This window comes from Arthrobacter sp. SlRoot2-15 (genome assembly GCF_059739345.1).
Genome location: NZ_AP046058.1, coordinates 1083744 through 1101213 on the forward strand (window position 1 = coordinate 1083744; position 17470 = coordinate 1101213).

Here is a 17470-nt window from a genome sequence, read left to right on the forward strand (position 1 = left end):
CCAGGCGTCGCGGGTCCGTGGTGCCGGCGGGTTGTCCCTCCGCCGGCGCCATCCCGGCGGCGCTCAGCTGTGCACCGCCGTCGGCTCTTCCAGGACGGAGGCTTCCGCGTCTTCCCCGGCGAACTGGGACATGTACAGCCGGTAGTAGGCGCCCTGCAGTTCCAGCAGCTCCGCGTGCCGGCCCTGTTCGACGATCCGGCCGGCCTCCATCACCAGGATGGTGTCGGCATCCCGGATGGTGGAGAGCCGGTGGGCGATCACAAAGCTGGTGCGCTCGGTGCGCAGCGCGGCCATGGCCTTCTGGACCAGGACCTCGGTCCGGGTATCAACGGAACTGGTGGCTTCGTCCAGGATCAGCAGCGAGGGGTTCGCGACGAAAGCCCGGGCGATGGTGATCAGCTGCTTCTCGCCGGCGCTGACGTTGTTGCCTTCCTCGTCGATGACCGTGTTGTAGCCGTCCGGCAGGGCACGGACGAAGCGGTCCACGAAGGTGGCCTTCGCCGCCGCCATGATCTGCTCCTCGGTGGCGTCCAACTTGCCATAGCGGATGTTCTCGTAGATGGTGCCGCCGAACAGCCACGCGTCCTGCAACACCATGCCCACCTTGGACCGCAGTTCCGCGCGGCTGAGCTTAGTGACGTCGACGCCGTCGAGCGTGATGCTCCCGGCGTTGAGCTCGTAGAAGCGCATCACGAGGTTCACCAGGGTGGTCTTGCCGGCCCCGGTCGGGCCGACGATCGCGACGGTGTGGCCCGGCTCGGCGGTGAAGGACAGATCCTCAATCAGCGGCTTGTCCGGGGTGTAGCTGAAGGTGACGTGCCGGAACTCAACGTGCCCGTCCGTTTTGGCCGGGAGGTGGTCGGTGGCGGTCTCGGCGTCCTGTTCGTCGGCGTCGAGGAATTCGAAGACCCGTTCGGCGGAGGCGACACCGGACTGGAGCATGTTGGCCATGCCGGCCATCTGCCCCAGCGGCTGGGTAAATTCGCGCGAGTACTGGATGAACGCCGTCGCGTCGCCCAGGCTCATCCCGCCCGAGGCCACCCGCAAGCCGCCGACGACGGCGATGCCCACGTAGCTGAGGTAGGACACGAACTGCATGACCGGCATGATCATGCCGGAGACGAACTGGGCGCCGAAGCTGGCCCTGTAGAGTTCCTCGTTCCGCTCGTCGAAGCGTGCCAGCATGTCGGCGTCGCGGCCGAACACGCGGACCAGGTCGTGTCCGGAGAAGGACTCTTCGATCTGGCCGTTGAGCTCGCCAGTGTTCTTCCACTGAGCGGCGAAGAGCTTCTGGCTGCGCGCGCCGATGATGCCGGCCGCCACGCCCGAAAGCGGCAGCGCGATCAGGGCGATCAGGGCCAGCTGCCAGGACACGATGAACATCATGATCACGATGCCGATGACCGTCAGGGCGGAGTTCACAAGCTGCGCGAACGCCTGTTGCAGGGCCTGCTGGATGTTGTCGACGTCGTTGGTGACGCGGGAGAGGATGTCGCCGCGCTGCCGGGTGTCAAAATAGCCCAGCGGGAGTTTGTTGAGCTTCTTTTCGGTGTCGTCCCGCAGTCGGCGGACCACCCGCATGACCAGCACGTTCAGGACGTAGCCCTGCAGCCAGAGGAAGATGTTGGCGACGAAGTACATCACCAGGACCACGCTGATCAGGAACGCGAGCTTCTGGAAGTCGATGCCTACTCCGGGGGTGACGTCCATCCTGGCCAGCATGTCGGCGAAGTTGTCCTGGCCCTGGGATCGCAGCCCGGCGATGAACTGGTCCTTGGTGGCACCGGCCGGCAACTGCTTGCCGACGACGCCGCCGAAGATCACGTCCATGGCCTGGCCCAGGATGCGCGGCGCGATCACGTTCAGGACGACGGCGACCGTGACCATGGCGAGCACGGCAACGATGCCGGCGCGCTCGGGTTTCAGCAGGCCCATCAGCCGCTTTGCCGAGGGCCAGAAATGCTGGGCCTTCTTCGCAGGGACCGCGCCGAACATGCCGCCATCGGCTTCTCCGGGGGTGAATTCCTCCTCGTAGAAGTCGTCGTCCGTCGTTTCCGCGGCTTCGGTGGCCCCGTTGGGGGCCTTGCTGAGCTTTTCGTTGGTGCTCACGCGATGGCCTCCGCGGTCAGCTGGGATTCGACGATTTCCTGGTAGGTGCTGGAGCTCTCGAGGAGCTCCTCGTGCGTTCCGCGGTCCACGATCCGGCCGTTGTCCAACACGAGGATCTGGTCGGCGTCCGCGATGGTGGAGACGCGCTGGCCCACGATGATCACCGTGGCGTCGGCGGTTTTGGCCTTGAGCGCCCTCCGCAGCCGGGCGTCGGTGGCGACGTCGAGGGCGGAGAACGAGTCATCGAAGAGGAAGACCTTGGGTTCGGTGACGAGGGCGCGGGCGATGCACAGCCGCTGGCGCTGGCCGCCGGAGACGTTGGTGCCGCCCTGGGCGATGCGGGCGCCAAGCCCGTTCTTCTTCTCCCGGACGAAGTCGGCCGCCTGGGCGACGGTGAGGGCGTCCCAGAGTTCCGCGTCCGTGGCCTCGGGCTTGCCGAAGCGCAGGTTGTGCTCGATGGTGCCGGAGAACAGGTAGGGCCGTTGTGGCACCATCGCGACGCGTCCGGTGATCTCGGAGCGGTCCAGCTTGGTGACGGGGACGCCGTCGAGCAGCACCTCGCCGGAGGCGGCGTCGAAGAGCCGCGGCAGCAGGGCCAGCAGCGTGGTTTTGCCGGAGCCGGTGGACCCAATGATCGCCACAGTCTGGCCCGGCTCGGCGGTGAAGCTGATATTGCTAAGCACCGACGCCTCCGCACCCGGGTAGGCGAAGGAGACGTTGCGGAACTCCACCCGGCCGGCCTTGGCGGCCGGAGCCAACGGGGCGGCGGGCTCGTGGATGGAGGGTTCGACGTCAAGCACCTCGCCGATGCGGTCCGCGCAAACCGAGGCGCGCGGAATCATCATTGCCATAAACGTGCCCATCATGACGGCCATCAGGATCTGCAGCAGGTACTGCAAGAATGCCGTCAGCGAGCCCACCTGCATGTCCCCGGCGTCGACCCGCTGGCCGCCGAACCACAGCACCGCGGCGGTGGAGACGTGCAGGATCATGCCGATCGCCGGGAACATCAGCACGAACAGCGAGCCGATTTTCAGCGACACGTCGGTGAGCTCCTGGTTGGCGGAGCCGAAGCGCTGCGCCTCGTGGGGTTCGCGGACAAAGGCGCGGACCACGCGGATGCCGATGATCTGCTCGCGCAGGATGCCGTTGAGCCGGTCGATCTTCGCTTGCATGGAGCGGAAGAGCGGCATCAGGCGGACCACGAGGTAGCCGACCACGACCACCAGGAGCGGGACGGAGACCCACACCAGCCAGGACAGGTTGAGGTCTTCGCGGAGGGCCATGACGATGCCGCCGATGCACATGATGGGCGTGGCGACCATGAAGTTCAGTGCCATCAGCATCAGCATCTGGACCTGCTGGACGTCGTTGGTGCCGCGGGTGATCAGCGTCGGAGCGCCGAAGACGTTGACGTCCCTGGCGGAGAAGCTGCTGACCTTGCGGAACACACCCCGGCGCAGGTCCCGGCCGAACGCCATCGCAGCCTTGGACCCGAAGTGGACGCCGGCGATCGCGGTGACCACCTGGATCAGCGCGACGCCGAGCATCAGCGCGCCGGTGCGCCAGATGTAGTCCGTGTCGCCGCGGGAGACACCCTCATCGATGATTTGGGCGTTGAGGCTGGGCAGGTACAGGGCCGCAATGGTCGAGGCCAGCTGGAAAACGATGACGGCCGCAATATACGGCAGATACGGCTTGGAATAGCGCCGTATGAGGGTGACAAGCATGCCCGGGGGTCCTTAGGAACTGACGAGTAGATGAGTCTGGATAAGAGTCCGGGAAGCACACAAGCAACCCGGTGCAGTTAGTACTAACAGAGGGGCCAGACAGCGATAGCCATCCAACTCTACGAAACGAGCCGCCCGCACGGAACATCGTCAGCGGAAAATCATCCAGACGGCGCCGATTTCGGGGCCCGGCGGCTCGGTGGCGTTCAAGAACACCGGGGCGAACTTCGGCACCGTCAGTAACAGTAGTGGCCTGTTGCCACAGTAGTCCCGGCAAAAATACCCGTAGTCGGCCGGGTAGCAATCACTCGTGCCCGCGCGCACCCCCCGGCCTAGCGTGAAAGTTGTCAGTTACTGGACATCTCTGCAGGAAGAACAACGGTTATCTGGGAACCTGCGATCAGCGGTCGGCTCCGCCACGGGCCGCCGTCTCCAGCAGTCTGGTCAGTTCCAATGATCCAGATGGAGTATCGCCATGAAAAAGGTCTCTGTAGTGGTCGGCATTGCCGGCCTTGTTCTGCTGGGCGCCAGCGCCCCTGCACATGCCGACCCGGAAGACAAGATCAGCATCTGCCACGCGACCGGCTCAGAAACGAACCCGTACGTTGAAATTACGATCAGCGAGAACGGACTCAACGGACACAACGCCCAGGGCGTGCACGACGACGACATCGTTCCGGCCCCGTCGGCGGGCTGCCCGTCGGGAGATGACAAAGACCACGGGAACAACGGATCAGAGTCGAAGAAGGTCACCTTCTGTCACGCGACGGGATCCGAGAAGAACCCCTACGTGGTCATCACGACCTCCGAAGAGGCATGGCTCCACGGGCACAAGGACGGACACAACGGCAACGCCGACATCTATCCCGTCCCCGAAAACGGCTGCCTTGCAGAGGACAACGGGGAGAACCCGGGCGGCGGAGGCGGCGGAGATACCACCGAACCGCCCGCTGGAGAAGAGGCAGTGGTGACACCGGGTGCCGCGGCGGTAGTACCGTCCGGCGCCGGGGCCGGCGCCGAGGTCAACCGCGGCTTCAATGCGCAGACCGCCGTCGCCAGCACCACCGATGCCGGGCTTCCCGGCTGGGCGGCGGGCCTGGCCGCACTGCTCACGGCCGCGTCGGTCGTCGCCATGAGGCGCCGGGCACGCAAGCACGGATCAGCCGCCGCCGTCTAGGGCAGTGGCAGAGGGGCGCCGGCCCGCGCGGGGCGGCGCCCCTCTTTACCGGAAACCTATGAAGGAGCTCAGATGCCCTTCCCCCGGACTCCCACGATGGATGCACCGGCTGCCAAGCCGCGGGCCAGGAATCTCGGTGATCTACTAATTCTGGCCTGCGGCCTCGCGGCTTTCCTGATCCTGGCCTTCCTGTTTAGCCCGGGACTCCCCCGCGGGCCCGAGCTTGCCGCCGTCCCGCCGGCTGCCCCGGCGCCGGCGGTTCCCGGAAATCCCACGCCGACGCCGTCGGGCACGGCAACCGCAACGGCCAACCCCACACCAACGCGGGCCGCCGCCGCACCGCAACCGGTGCTTCCGCCGGCGGCAGCGCCGCTTCGCATCGTCTACTCGTCGGCCGGCCTGGACGTTGCGGTGCACCCATTGGACCCGACCCCGGCCGAAATTGAATCCCAAAGCATCGTGCCGCCCATTTCCTTCGATGGATATTGGGTGACGAACTTCGGGACGCCCGGCGCAGGCTCCGCCAACACGACCTACATCATGGGTCACAGCTGGGAAGGCGTAGACGCACCGTTCAACCGGCTCAGTTCAGCCGCGGCCCCCGGGGACACCTTCGAGGTAACGACGGGTGCAGGAACGATCAGCTACCGCGTGGATTCCATTTCCACCGAAGACAAGTCCACGCTGAAGGACAGCTCCATCTGGCGGGTCGTGCCCAACCGCGTCGTCCTTATCAGCTGCTACGCGCAGGACTTGTTCGGAAAGAACGTCGTGCTCGTGGCCTCCCCGGCCCCTGCAACGGGACCGTAACCGCTTGCGCCACTCAGTCGCCGCGGCGCTGGCTTGCGCGCTGCTGGCTGAGCACTTCGATGAACTCGCTGTCGAGGTCCACGATGCCGGAGGCCGCGGCGGGTGCCGAAGCGGGTTCCGCGGCATGTCCCGCAGCCGCGGCGACGGCTGCAGCGCCGGCACCGGCGTCGGCCCCGGAACCGGTGACCGAAGCGGCGGCGGTGGCGTCCGGCTGGACGTCCACGGTACGCCGCAGCGGCTTTTCCTTGATGAACAGCACGGCGACCAGGGCGACAACGCCGATCACCGCCGAGATCAGGAAGATCTCCGCCGTCGCGTCACCGTAGGCGGCGCGCATGATGTCCCGGATCTGCGGTGGCAGGTCCTTGAGGTCCAGGCTGCGGCCGGCGGATCCGCCCGCGGCGGGGATGCCGGCAGCGGCCAGGCCCTCGGTGGCCAGTTCCTTGACCCGGTTGCCCAGGACGGCGCCGAGGACCGAGACGCCGATGGCGCCGCCGACGGAGCGGAAGAAGGCAACGGAGGCGCTGGCAGTGCCGATGTCGGTGGCCCGGACGGTGTTCTGCACGGCCAGCACGAGGTTCTGCATCAGCAGGCCCAGGCCCAGGCCCAGCACGGCCGTGTAGAGACCGGCCAGCCAGAGTTCGGTGGTGTGGTCGATGGTGCCGGCGAGGCCGAGGCCTCCGATCAGCAGGATGGAGCCGGCGATCAGGTAGCGCTTCCACTTGCCGGTGCGGCTGATCAGCTGGCCGGAGACTACCGAGCCGATGAGGTTGCCGGCGATCATCGGCAACGTCAGCAGGCCCGCTTCGGTGGGGCTGGCGCCCCGGGCCACCTGGAAGTACTGGCCGAGGAAGGTGGAGGATCCGAACATGGCGACGCCAACGGCCACCGAGGCCAGGATGGCGAGCGCGGTGGTGCGCTCGGAGATGATCTTCAGCGGGATGATGGGCTGCGCGACCCTGGATTCGACCAGGACCAGCAGGGCCAGCAGGGCGACGCCGCCGCCGACCATCGCGGCCGACTGCCAGGACCACCAGTCGTAGTAGTCCGGGTTGCCGGCGAAGGACACCCAGATCAGCAGCAGGCTGACCCCGGAGGTCAAGAGGATGGAGCCGAGCCAGTCGATCCTGGCGGGGCGCCGGACGTGCGGCAGCTTGAGGGTGATCTGGAGCAGGATGAGGGCGATGATGGCCAGGGGCACGCAGACAAAGAAGGTCCAGCGCCAGCCGAGCGGGCTGTCGACGATAAAGCCGCCCAGGAGCGGCCCGCCCGCGGTACCGACGGCCATCACGGCACCCATGTAGCCGGAGTATTTACCGCGGTCGCGGGGCGGGATGATGGAGCCGATGATGGCCATGGCCAGCGCGGTGAGCCCGCCCATGGCGACGCCCTGGATCACGCGGGCGGTGAGCAGCAGCGGGATGGTTTCGGAGAAGCCTGCCATGACCGATCCGGCGACGAAGATCACGATGCTCAGCTGCACCAGGAACTTCTTGTCGAACAGGTCCGCCAGCTTGCCCCAGATGGGAGTGGTGGCGGCGTTGGCCAGCAGCGCGGCCGTGATGACCCACGCGAAGTCGGTCTGGGTGCCCTTGAGCTCCGACATGATGGTCGGCAGCGCGTTGGCGACGATGGTGCTGCTGATGATCGCGGTGAAGAACGCCGCCAACAGGCCGGTCAGAGCCTCCATGATCTGGCGGTGGCTCATGGCCACCTGGGGTGCGGGGTTCGGGGTGGGTACCGGGGCTTGCCCGGCGGCGGCAGCGTGGCTGGCCATGTGATTACTCCTCAACAAAGGTGGTCGTATTGGTGGGTCCGGCCGTCTTTGCCCGGGCTGAACTCCGAAGGGATTCAGCTAGTTTCTTCAGGATGCGCGCCGTCTCCTCGACGTCGTCCTCGCTCCAGTCCTGCAGGAAGCCCTGCAGGGTGGTGGCTCGTTGCGCCTCGATGGAGCGGAGCTTCTCAACCCCGGACGGCGAGAGCGCGATCAGCTGCGCCCGGCCGTCCTCGGGATCGGGCCTGCGCAGGACGTAGCCCTGGCCGGCGAGCTCGGCAAGGTGCCGGCTGAGCACCGGGGCGCTGACGCCGAGCCGTTCCGCCAGCTGTGTGGCCCGGGTTTCGCCCTCCCCCACAAAACGGAGCACGCCCTGCAGCGCCACCCCGGTATCGTCGCCGCGCAGGTTGGCCGCGGCAACGCAGCGAACGGCGCGTTGGAGATCGAAGATGTGGTGGACCAGTTTGGCCGCGGTGGTCGATGCAACTGACATGTGCGGACGCCCCTTACTTGTTTGCCTGAAGCAACAATACTCTAAATTGATTGCTTTGGGAAACTAAGAACCCTGCCGATGGCGCCGGGGAGCAGCTCAGGCCCCGAATCCGGGCGGATTTGGGGCCTGAGCTGCGTGCCGGCGCTGCCGGCGTTTAGACGTCCAGGTGCGTGGGGGCGAACATCTTGAGCAGGGTTTCGACGACGACGACGTTCGGCCCGTCGGCCTCGAAGCCCGCCCGGAGCGCGTCCCCGACATGCTCGGGGGCCACCCGGACCGCCGGGACGCCGAAGGCCTCGGCGAGTTCCACGAAATCGGGCCGGGCCAACTCGGTGGCCGTGGCCTTGCCGAAGGCGCCCACCATGTATTCACGCAGGATGCCGTAGCCGCCGTCGTCGACAATCAGCCAGGTGACCGGGACGTTGTGCTGCTTGGCCGTGGCAAGTTCGGAGATCGAGTACATTGCCGAGCCGTCCCCGGAGACGGCAAGCACCCGGGCCGAACCGCCGGGCGTGCCCGTGGTTTCCAGGCCAACGGCGCCGCCGATCGCTGCCGGGAAGCCGAAGCCCAGCCCGCCGGCGCCCTGGGCCGAGTGGAACTGGCCCTCACGGGAGTCCCAGCAGCTCCACGCCCAGTAGGCGGAGATGGTCATGTCCCAGAAGGTCTGCATCTGCGCCGGGACGGCTTCGCGGATGTCGGCCATGAACTTCAGCTCTTTGCCGAGGTCCTGGGATTCCAGCCGGGCCTTGACCTTGGCCAGGACCTCCTTGACCAGGTCCTCCGGCGCGGTTCCGTGCCAGCCGGCGCGCTCCCCGTGCGGCTGCACGAGGGCGGCGTCGAGGGCGGCGAGCGCCTGGCCGGCGTCGGCCCGGATGCCGAGGCCCGGGCGGTTGGATTCGAGGACGCGCGGTTCGGCGTCGATCTGGATGATCCTGCCGCGCGGTTCGAAGGTGAAGTAGTTGGAGGTGACTTCGCCGAGCGAGGAGCCGATGACAATCAGCACATCGGCGTCTTCGAGCAGCTCGGTCATGTACTGGTCCTCGATCCAGGACTGCAGCGAGAGCTCATGGTTCCACGGAAAGGCGCCGTTGCCGCCGGGCGTGCAGATCACCGGCGTCCGGAGCTTCTCCGCAATGGAGAGCAGCGACTCCTCGGCGCGGCCGCGGCGGGTGCCGCCACCGGCGATGATGGCGGGGCGGTTCGCCTCGGAGAGCCATTTCACGGCTTCGCGGATCAGCTCCACACGCGGCGGGTTATCCGCGGCTTCGGCGAGTGCGTCCTCCACCGGCGGGACCATGATCGCGTCCAGCAACACGTTCTGTGGGATTTCGATCCACACGGGGCCTTGCGGCGAGGAGATCGCCTCGGTCCAGGCGTCCTGGATGGCCGAGGGAATGCCGGAGGCGTGCTGGATCAGCCGCTGGCTCTTGGTCACGTTCGCGGCCGAGGCCTTCTGGTCATCGAGCTGGTGCAGCATGCCCTTGCGGCGCGCGCCGAGGCCCTCGAGCGGGATCTGGCTGGCCACGACCACCATCGGAACGCCGGTGGCATAGGCTTCCTGGAGCCCGGCCAGGGAGGTCAGCGCGCCGGGGCCGGTGGAGAGGAACAGGACGCCGACCTCGCCGGTGGCGCGGGAGTAGCCGTCGGCGGCGAACGCCGAGTTGTTTTCCACCCTGGAGGAGACAAAGTGCAGGTTCCCGCGGCCCATCGCGTCGAAGAGGCCCAGGGCGTGCTGGCCGGGAATGCCGAAGACGGTTTTGGCGCCGAGGGCCTCGAGGGTTTCGACGACGAGGTCACCGCCGTTGCGCACGCCGGTCATCGGGTGGCTCCGGTCTCGACGGGCCGGGACTCTGGTGCGGCGGGCGCGGCGGGTGCGGAGGGCGCGGCGAAGCCGGCCGGGCGGCGGACCTCCTGGCCGAGTGCCTGGGCCGCGTAGCCGTTGGGAGCGCCGGTCCGGTCGCCGTCGACTGCGCGGTCGGCCAGCAGGGTGACGAGCTCGTAGGCGACGTGGCTCGCGGCCACACCGGTGATCTCCGCGTGGTCGTACGCCGGGGCGACCTCGACGACGTCGGCCCCCACGAGGTTCATGCCGCGGAGGCCGCGGATGATTTCCAGCAGTTCGCGGCTGGTGATGCCGCCGGCCTCAGGGGTGCCGGTGCCGGGGGCGTGCGCCGGATCGAGGACGTCGATGTCGACGGAGATGTAGAGCGGGCGGTTGCCGATCCGGTCGCGGACCTTGGCGACGGTTTCCAGCACGCCCTGGTAGTAGACGTCGGCGGAGGTGACGATGCCAAAGCCGAAGCGGTGGTCGTCGTCGAGGTCCTTTTTGCCGTAGAGCGGGCCGCGGGTGCCGATGTGGCTGATCGCCTCGATGTCCAGGATGCCTTCCTCGACGGCGCGGCGGAAGGGGGTGCCGTGGGTGTATTCGGCCCCGAAGTAGGTGTCCCAGGTGTCCAGGTGCGCGTCGAAGTGCAGCATGGCGACGGGCTGGCCGGCGCGTTCGGCGGCGGCGCGCAGCAGGGGCAGTGCGATGGTGTGGTCTCCGCCCAGGGTGACGAGTTTGCTGCCGGCGGCAGTCAGGTCCAGCGCGTTCTGCTGGATGGTTTCGATCGCCTCGTGGATGTTGAACGGGTTGACCGCCATATCCCCGGCGTCGGCCACTTGGATGTTCTCGAAGGGGCTCACGTCCCAGGCCGGGTTATAGGGCCGGAGCAGGCGGCTGGCTTCGCGGACATGGTTGGCGCCGAAACGAGCACCGGGGCGGTAGGAGACGCCGGAATCGAAAGGCACACCGACCACGGTGACGTCCGCCTTCGCGACCTGGTCCAGCCGCGGCAGGCGGGCAAAGGTTGCGGCGCCGGCGTAGCGCGGGATGCGGGAGGAATCGATGGGGCCAAGGTTGCCATTGGCCTCGATGCGCAGCTCTTCCAAGAGAGGCGTCTCCTTCGAGGATTGTCCGACGGGTGTGACTGCCATCATACACTCGAAAGTTGCCTATAGCGCATCAGATGTTTACTTTCGCGCCCCGACCGTGGCAGAGGGCCGCGCTCCTGCCCAGTTACTACCTCACGCAATCGGCAGGCGGCCCGGAGAACCGCGCGGATCCGGGGACCCCTGGCCGAGGGTGGGTGGTGCCGGGCAAGGTAACTGGGCCGGAGCGCAGGCCTTACCGACCGCGGGGACACCCCGAACACCCGAAAGTAATCCAGATAGCCCAAGTGACTGGTTTCCCGACCGCTCACAAGCCATTGAACTGGCCCCATGGAACCCTTGGAATACCTCGCCCGGCTGGGCGGCGTCGCCCGGACCGGGCAACTGCTCGCTGCCGGCTACTCCCGGACGGACGTTGCCCGGCTGGCGGCGACCGTCCGCCAGCCGAAGCGCGGCGTCTTTATTCTGCCGGGATGCCCGGCGGAGTTCGAGTCCGCACTCCGGCACAACGCCCGGGTCAGCTGCGCCAGCGCCGCAGGGCACTATGGGCTCTGGCTTCGGGAGCCGCCGGCGCAACACCATCTGGCCTGCAACCACGGCCACGGCCGCGGCTTCATCCGGCACCGGACGGTCCGGTTTGACGCCCACCCGGCGCTGCCCTTGGCCGCCGTTGAGGATGTGGTGTTGCATGCCCTGGGGTGCCTGGCCGCCGGCCGCGGCGGCCATCACCACCTCGGCTATGCGGCTGCACGGCGTCCCGATGGAGCTGCTGAAGGCCCAGCTCACCGCCGACCGGTCGGGCCGGGTCAGAAGGGCGCTGCACCTCGTGGATCTGCGGGCAGAATCCATCGTGGAGGTCGACGCCCAGTATCTGTTTAGGAGCAACGGAATCGGCTATGACGCCCAGGTCTACCTCCCCGGGATCGGCCGGGTGGACTTCCTGATCGCCGGGTTCCTGATCGTCGAGGTGGACGGCTTCGCGTTCCACTCGAGCCGCGAGTCGTTGCGCCGGGACCTGCGCCGGAACAACGCCTCGACCCTGGGCGGTTTCGCCGCACTCCGGTATATGCCCGAGCACATCTGGTTCGAGCCCGAACGCGTTGTGGCCGAGATACGGGCCGTGCTAGCCGGGCGGCAGCGGCCAGCCCGCTGACGCTCCCGCCCAGTTACTTCCCGGGCCGGCTCCCTGCGCCCGCGGATTTCCGGGGCCGAGGCGGTTCGCCGGCCCGGCCCGGCCCGAGTAACTGGGCGGGAGCGCTGGGCCCGGAAGCGCAGAGCCCGCTGCGGGGCGTGACCCTACCGGCTGGCGGCGGGGACCAACACCCATAGCACCTCGACCGGCTCGTCGGTGGGGTTCACCCAGGTGTGCGGCTCGCGGCCGGGGAAGGTGACGGTGTCGCCGGTCTCCAGCTCGAACTCCTCGTTGGTGAGGACGAGTCGGATCCTGCCCCTGACCACGTGGAGTACGTCGACGTCGCAGTCAACGGCGTAGAGTTCCGATTCGCCGCGGCCGCGGGGGGCGATCACCGCCTGGATGATCTGGACCCGCCGTTCCGAGCGCGCGGTCAACAGGCGCTCAACGATCCCCTCGCCGCCGAGGGAGATCCGGGGCCCTTCGCCGGCCTTGGTGAGGTGGGTTTCCGGGGCGGCGAACAGCTCGCCGATCGAGATGGAGAGGACCTGGCACAGTGTGACCAGCGAGGCCACGGAGGGCGAGGTGAGATCACGTTCGACCCTGCTGAGGAATCCCTTGGTCAGGCCGGTGGCGTCTGCGACCTGTTCGATGGTGAGCCGCTGGGACTGCCGTGCGGCACGAATCCTGGAACCGATGGCCACCGGGACGTTGCTCGGTTCAACGGGTAGAGCCTTCATAAGGGAACCTTTCACGGCCGGCCGCGCGGCCCCAGCTTTGGAGCCAATCCTAGCCGGACACACCGGTCACGACGCCGCCAAGGACACGCCGTCGTCATACCTTGACTGTTACCGACATCACACCATACTGTTTGGCAACAAGTGTTGCCTATTAGGCAATGATGGAGCGTTTCACCGTGAGCCCTCCCGCAATCTACCGACAAGCAGCCACGGACGCCGACCGCAATGCCGCGGCCCGGCGGCCGGCAGCTGCTCCTGAACCGCTCCAAGGAGCCCTCAATGGACGCAAGTTTCGTCAACATTGCCATCGTGGTGGTGTATCTCGTTGCCATGCTGGCCTTCGGCTGGTGGGGCAAGTCCCGCACCAAAAACAACAGCGATTACCTCGTGGCCGGTCGTCGGCTCGGACCTCTGCTCTACACCGGCACTATGGCTGCAGTGGTCCTCGGCGGCGCATCCACTGTCGGCGGCGTCGGACTCGGCTACAAGTTCGGTATCTCCGGCATGTGGCTCGTGGTCGCAATCGGCGTCGGGGTGCTCCTGCTCAGCCTGCTCTTCGCCAGCACCATCCAGAAGCTTAAGATCTACACGGTCTCCCAGATGCTGAGCCTGCGCTACGGCAGCCGGGCCACCCAGACCTCGGGCATTGTCATGCTGGCCTACACGCTGATGCTCTGCGCCACCTCGACCGGTGCCTACGCCACGATCTTCGTTGTCCTCTTCGGCTGGGACCGCGCCGTCGCCATCGCCATCGGCGGCGCCATCGTGCTGGTGTACTCGACCATCGGCGGCATGTGGTCCATCACGCTGGCGGACCAGGTCCAGTTCGTGATCAAGACGGTCGGAATCTTCCTGCTGATGCTGCCGTTCACGCTCAACGCCGCGGGCGGCCTCGACGGCGTTCGGAGCCGCGTCGACGCCACGTTCTTCCAGATCGACGGCATCGGCCTCCAGACGATCATCACCTACTTCGTCGTCTACACGCTCGGCCTGCTGATCGGCCAGGACATCTGGCAGCGCGTGTTCACCGCCAAGACCCCCTCCGTCGCAAAGTGGGGCGGCGCCACGGCCGGCGTTTACTGCATTCTTTACGGCGCCGCCGGCGCCCTGATCGGCTTGGGCGCCCGCGTCGCCCTGCCCGCGATCGACGTGAAGGCCCTTGGAAAGGACGTGGTCTACGCCGAGGTCGCGACCAACCTGCTGCCGATCGGCATCGGCGGCCTGGTGCTGGCCGCAGCGGTCGCCGCCATGATGTCCACCGCCTCCGGCGCGCTCATCGCCGCCGCCACCGTGGCCCGGGCCGACGTCCTGCCGTTCGTCGCCGGCTGGTTCGGCAAGACGGTCAACACCGACGACACGGACAACCCCGAGCACGACGTTAAGGCCAACCGCCTCTGGGTTTTGGGGCTCGGGGTGGTGGCGATCGTGATCGCCATCATCACCAAGGATGTCGTCGCGGCTCTCACTATCGCCTATGACATCCTCGTGGGCGGACTGCTCGTCGCTATCCTCGGCGGCCTGGTGTGGAAACGCGGCACCGGCATCGCCGCGGCCGCCTCAATGGCGGTCGGCTCTCTGATCACTCTCGGCACCATGATCTTCCTGGAGATCAACGCCGAAGTACCGTTGGACGGCATCTACGCTAACGAACCGATCTACTACGGGCTACTGGCCTCCGCTGTGGTCTATGTCGCCGTGTCGCTGCTGACCAAACCGACCGATCCCGCCGTGATGACGACCTGGCGCGGTCGCGTGGCCGGCGCAGCCGCAACGGAGGATGAGAAGATTCCGGCCCTGAGCCACTGATCCCGGGCCTCTAGCCACGGGCGTGGACTTGCACGGCCACGCTCAAGGCTCTGACGACGGCGGTGCCTCCCCACGGAGGTGCCGCCGTAGCGCCGTCCGGCGTTCTATGCCGGAGCGCCTACTCCTCGTCCTGTTCCGGTCCGCGGAACTCATCGGCGTCGACGGGCTCTATCGGCTGCTCGTCGCCGAGGAAATCCTCCGCATCCAGGGGGACGTTCCGGTCGGCTTCCTCCAGCAGTTCCTCGTCCTCGGTCTCCGCCGCCCCGACCGGAGCGTCCTCGGCGAAATCGTAGGCGGGGTCCGACTCCACGGAGTCCCTGCCCGGCTGGCCGGCCTTCGATCCGGTGTTGTCCATGGTGCAACCTCCGTGCGCTCGCGCTGCGGCAGTGGTGCGTGCCGGCCGGACCCGTCGTCGGCGCCCGGTAAACGGCAGGGCCGGCCTGCCGGAGAACCCGCCCTGGCCTTTATTCGAACACCGCACCGGGTGGCGGTCAAGGGCCGTCCTGCCCGCCTCACGGCGGCCCGTGGCGGCCGCTTCTTTACGGCCAACCTAAACTTTCGGCTGAGGATTGCCAGCCGAAAATCCGCGGAATTACGGGGTACGCTGGACTCGCAATGGGGCCGAACCATGCCCTATCGAGCCCAGGAGTTTCCGTGTCTCAGCACGCCCCGTCTGATCCAAACCATTCCGTCCACGGCCCTGCCGCGGGCTCCCCCACGACCCCTGTGAACCCGGAACCGAGCCCCGCGGCCCGCCCCGCCGACGTCAAGCGCTGGCGGCAGTACCTCGCCGACGAACGCGCCGAGGCCCGCGTTTACCGCGAGCTGGCCCAGAACCGCAGCGGCGAGGAACGCGACATCCTGCTGGCCCTGGCCGAAGCGGAGGGGCGCCACGAGGCGCACTGGCTGCAGTTGCTCGGCGAGCACGCCGGCCGGCCGCGCCCGGCCTCGCTCCGCAGCCAGCTCCTCGGCTTCCTGGCCCGGCATTTTGGCTCCGTCTTTGTCCTGGCCCTGGCCCAGCGGGCCGAGAGCCGCTCGCCTTACGCCAAGGACCCCGCCGCCACGCCGGCCATGGTCGCCGACGAGCAGATCCACGAAGAGGTTGTGCGCGGGCTCGCGACCCGGGGCCGCAACCGCCTGGCCGGCACTTTCCGCGCGGCCGTGTTCGGCGCCAACGACGGCCTGGTCAGCAACCTCTCCCTCGTGATGGGCATGGCCGCCTCCGGCGTCGGCAGCTCCGTGGTGCTGCTTAGCGGTGTGGCCGGCCTGCTCGCCGGTGCGCTCTCGATGGGCGCCGGCGAATTCATCTCCGTGCGGTCCCAGCGTGAACTGCTGGCCGCCACCCGCCCCACCCAGATCACGCTCTCTGCCGCACCCTCGCTGGACATCGAACACAACGAACTCGTCCTCGTCTACCTGGCCCGCGGGATGTCCCGCGAGGCCGCCGAGCACCGCGTCGCGGAGCGGATGGGCCTGCTGGATTGCGACTGCGATCCGAGCCTGTCCCTGCGGCCGGAGCTTCCCGAGACCGAGGACCAGCACGAGGCTGTCGGCACGGCGTGGGGCGCCGCGGCGTCGAGTTTCTGCTTCTTCGCCTCCGGCGCGATCGTGCCGATCATTCCCTTCCTGTTCGGGATGACCGGGATCGCCGCGCTTGTGGTGTCCGCCGCCCTGGTGGGGATCGCGCTGCTGCTGACCGGCGGCGTCGTCGGACTGCTCTCCGGCACCTCCCCCGTCACCCGCGGGCTCCGCCAGCTGGCCATCGGTCTTGGTGCCGCGGCTGTGACCTACCTGCTCGGCATGGCGTTCGGCGCGGTGGTCGGCTAGTGGAGGATCCCGGGTTCCGGGACCGCTCGCCGCGGCACAGCCGTGCCGGCGGCGCCTTCCGGGCGGTCCGGAACCTTGCCGTGGTGATCCTGATTGCCGGTGCCGCCTTCCTGACCGCGGGGCTGGTGTACGGGGATCCCCGTTTTGTCGGCCTGTTTGAGTTCAACGGCGGAGCGAACCCGCACTCGCGCGGCACTGCGAACCATCCGGCCGCAGTCCCGGGCGGCCGGCAGGCCGGCGTTACCGAGGACGGGTCGCACATGGCCGTCCCGCCGCCGGCTTTCGAGGAGCAGGACCAACCCCTGGGGCAGCCGCCCAGGCCGGCGTCCGCCAGCAAGTCGTACAAGTTCCTCGCCACCAATGCCGATGGCAGCCCGGTCGGTTACTCGCCGTGTCGTCCGCTGCACTACGTGGTCAATGCCGCGCTGGCTCCCAAGGGTGCCGAGCAGCTGGTCGAAAACGCGATCAAAACGGTCTCCGAGGCGACCGGGATCAGGTTCGTTAACGACGGGCCCACCACCGAGGCGCCGTCCCAGTCACGCGCCCCGTACCAAAAGGAAGCGTACGGCGACCGCTGGGCTCCGCTGCTGATCGCCTGGACGACGCCGGAGCAGGCCCCCCAGCTGCAGGGACCCGTGATCGGCACCGGCGGCAGCACCCACTTCAGCTACGGCGACGGCCCCAAGAGCTTTGTCACCGGCAGCCTGGAGCTGGACGCGCCGCAGATCAGCGAAGACCTGGGCCGCGGGGACGGCTCGGCGTACGCCACGGCGGTAATCCTGCACGAGCTGGGCCACGTCATGGGGTTGGAGCACGTCGAGGACCCGAAGCAGCTGATGTACCCGGAGATCGGCGCGCCGGACGGCCTGGCCGACGGCGACCTGAACGGCCTGCGCGAGCTTGGCCGCGCCGCGTGCCGCAAGGACCTCTAAGACCGGACG

At 67.8% G+C, this 17470-nt stretch carries 14 protein-coding genes; 6 read left to right on the plus strand and 8 right to left on the minus strand.

Features of this window, described 5'->3' with window-relative positions; all coding sequences use genetic code 11:
* Positions 1–63 precede the first annotated feature (63 nt).
* Together AC6I9V_RS04860 and AC6I9V_RS04865 are read right to left on the minus strand one after the other, a co-directional pair.
* The gene (locus AC6I9V_RS04860) at positions 64–2109 is read right to left on the minus strand and encodes an ABC transporter ATP-binding protein (RefSeq protein WP_497898541.1); all 2046 of its coding nucleotides are present in this window, start codon (positions 2107–2109) and stop codon (positions 64–66) included.
* Complete coding sequence (locus AC6I9V_RS04865) at positions 2106–3839, minus strand: ABC transporter ATP-binding protein (RefSeq protein ID WP_497898542.1); 1734 nt, start codon at positions 3837–3839, stop codon at positions 2106–2108. The genes AC6I9V_RS04860 and AC6I9V_RS04865 overlap by 4 nt, the downstream gene beginning before the upstream one ends.
* 475 nt (positions 3840–4314) lie before the next feature.
* Here AC6I9V_RS04865 and AC6I9V_RS04870 point away from each other — a divergent pair, with 475 nt between their 5' ends.
* A complete protein-coding gene (locus AC6I9V_RS04870; protein WP_497898543.1) occupies positions 4315–5016 on the plus strand; it encodes a hypothetical protein in 702 nt (233 codons plus the stop codon).
* 72 nt (positions 5017–5088) lie between these two features.
* Complete coding sequence (locus AC6I9V_RS04875) at positions 5089–5826, plus strand: class F sortase (RefSeq protein WP_497898544.1); 738 nt, start codon at positions 5089–5091, stop codon at positions 5824–5826.
* 13 nt (positions 5827–5839) lie between these two features.
* On the opposite strand, the gene AC6I9V_RS04880 is transcribed toward AC6I9V_RS04875, so the two are convergent.
* The 4 genes from AC6I9V_RS04880 to speB form a co-directional block, all read right to left on the minus strand.
* Positions 5840–7534, minus strand: coding sequence for an MFS transporter (locus tag AC6I9V_RS04880; RefSeq protein WP_497900256.1), 1695 nt, complete (start codon positions 7532–7534; stop codon positions 5840–5842).
* Between the two features lie 73 nt (positions 7535–7607).
* Entirely contained in the window at positions 7608–8093 is a 486-nt protein-coding gene (locus tag AC6I9V_RS04885; protein WP_497898545.1) for a MarR family winged helix-turn-helix transcriptional regulator, read from the minus strand.
* A 154-nt stretch (positions 8094–8247) separates the two neighbouring features.
* A complete protein-coding gene (locus AC6I9V_RS04890) occupies positions 8248–9912 on the minus strand; it encodes a thiamine pyrophosphate-binding protein (protein ID WP_497898546.1) in 1665 nt (554 codons plus the stop codon).
* Positions 9909–11024, minus strand: a complete 1116-nt coding sequence (gene speB / locus AC6I9V_RS04895) for an agmatinase (protein ID WP_497898547.1) — start codon at positions 11022–11024, stop codon at positions 9909–9911. The genes AC6I9V_RS04890 and speB overlap by 4 nt, the downstream gene beginning before the upstream one ends.
* Positions 11025–11712: 688 nt before the next feature.
* Between speB and AC6I9V_RS04900 the strand changes: the two genes are divergently transcribed.
* Complete coding sequence (locus tag AC6I9V_RS04900; protein ID WP_497898548.1) at positions 11713–12177, plus strand: endonuclease domain-containing protein; 465 nt, start codon at positions 11713–11715, stop codon at positions 12175–12177.
* A 143-nt stretch (positions 12178–12320) separates the two neighbouring features.
* Here AC6I9V_RS04900 and AC6I9V_RS04905 read toward each other — a convergent pair whose 3' ends face one another.
* A complete protein-coding gene (locus AC6I9V_RS04905) occupies positions 12321–12896 on the minus strand; it encodes a helix-turn-helix domain-containing protein (RefSeq protein WP_497898549.1) in 576 nt (191 codons plus the stop codon).
* 279 nt (positions 12897–13175) lie between these two features.
* Between AC6I9V_RS04905 and AC6I9V_RS04910 the strand changes: the two genes are divergently transcribed.
* A complete protein-coding gene (locus tag AC6I9V_RS04910; RefSeq protein ID WP_497898550.1) occupies positions 13176–14702 on the plus strand; it encodes a sodium:solute symporter family protein in 1527 nt (508 codons plus the stop codon).
* A 118-nt stretch (positions 14703–14820) separates the two neighbouring features.
* On the opposite strand, the gene AC6I9V_RS04915 is transcribed toward AC6I9V_RS04910, so the two are convergent.
* Positions 14821–15057: a hypothetical protein gene (locus tag AC6I9V_RS04915; protein ID WP_497898551.1), complete on the minus strand. Its 237-nt coding sequence runs from the start codon at positions 15055–15057 to the stop codon at positions 14821–14823.
* Positions 15058–15356: 299 nt separating this feature from the next.
* On the opposite strand from AC6I9V_RS04915, the gene AC6I9V_RS04920 reads away from it, so the two are divergent.
* Complete coding sequence (locus AC6I9V_RS04920; RefSeq protein ID WP_497898552.1) at positions 15357–16529, plus strand: VIT1/CCC1 transporter family protein; 1173 nt, start codon at positions 15357–15359, stop codon at positions 16527–16529.
* Entirely contained in the window at positions 16529–17461 is a 933-nt protein-coding gene (locus AC6I9V_RS04925; RefSeq protein WP_349413083.1) for a matrixin family metalloprotease, read from the plus strand. The genes AC6I9V_RS04920 and AC6I9V_RS04925 overlap by 1 nt, the downstream gene beginning before the upstream one ends.
* Positions 17462–17470: the final 9 nt, after the last annotated feature.

Excerpts from the sequence above, each read along its gene's own strand:
- AC6I9V_RS04865 (WP_497898542.1), bottom strand. The coding sequence starts at position 3,839 with ATGCTTGTCACCCTCATACGGCGCTATTCCAAGCCGTATCTGCCGTAT.
- AC6I9V_RS04870 (WP_497898543.1), top strand. The coding sequence starts at position 4,315 with ATGAAAAAGGTCTCTGTAGTGGTCGGCATTGCCGGCCTTGTTCTGCTG.
- AC6I9V_RS04875 (WP_497898544.1), top strand. The coding sequence starts at position 5,089 with ATGCCCTTCCCCCGGACTCCCACGATGGATGCACCGGCTGCCAAGCCG.
- AC6I9V_RS04880 (WP_497900256.1), bottom strand. The coding sequence starts at position 7,534 with ATGAGCCACCGCCAGATCATGGAGGCTCTGACCGGCCTGTTGGCGGCG.
- AC6I9V_RS04885 (WP_497898545.1), bottom strand. The coding sequence starts at position 8,093 with ATGTCAGTTGCATCGACCACCGCGGCCAAACTGGTCCACCACATCTTC.
- AC6I9V_RS04890 (WP_497898546.1), bottom strand. The coding sequence starts at position 9,912 with ATGACCGGCGTGCGCAACGGCGGTGACCTCGTCGTCGAAACCCTCGAG.
- AC6I9V_RS04900 (WP_497898548.1), top strand. The coding sequence starts at position 11,713 with ATGCCCTGGGGTGCCTGGCCGCCGGCCGCGGCGGCCATCACCACCTCG.
- AC6I9V_RS04905 (WP_497898549.1), bottom strand. The coding sequence starts at position 12,896 with ATGAAGGCTCTACCCGTTGAACCGAGCAACGTCCCGGTGGCCATCGGT.
- AC6I9V_RS04910 (WP_497898550.1), top strand. The coding sequence starts at position 13,176 with ATGGACGCAAGTTTCGTCAACATTGCCATCGTGGTGGTGTATCTCGTT.
- AC6I9V_RS04915 (WP_497898551.1), bottom strand. The coding sequence starts at position 15,057 with ATGGACAACACCGGATCGAAGGCCGGCCAGCCGGGCAGGGACTCCGTG.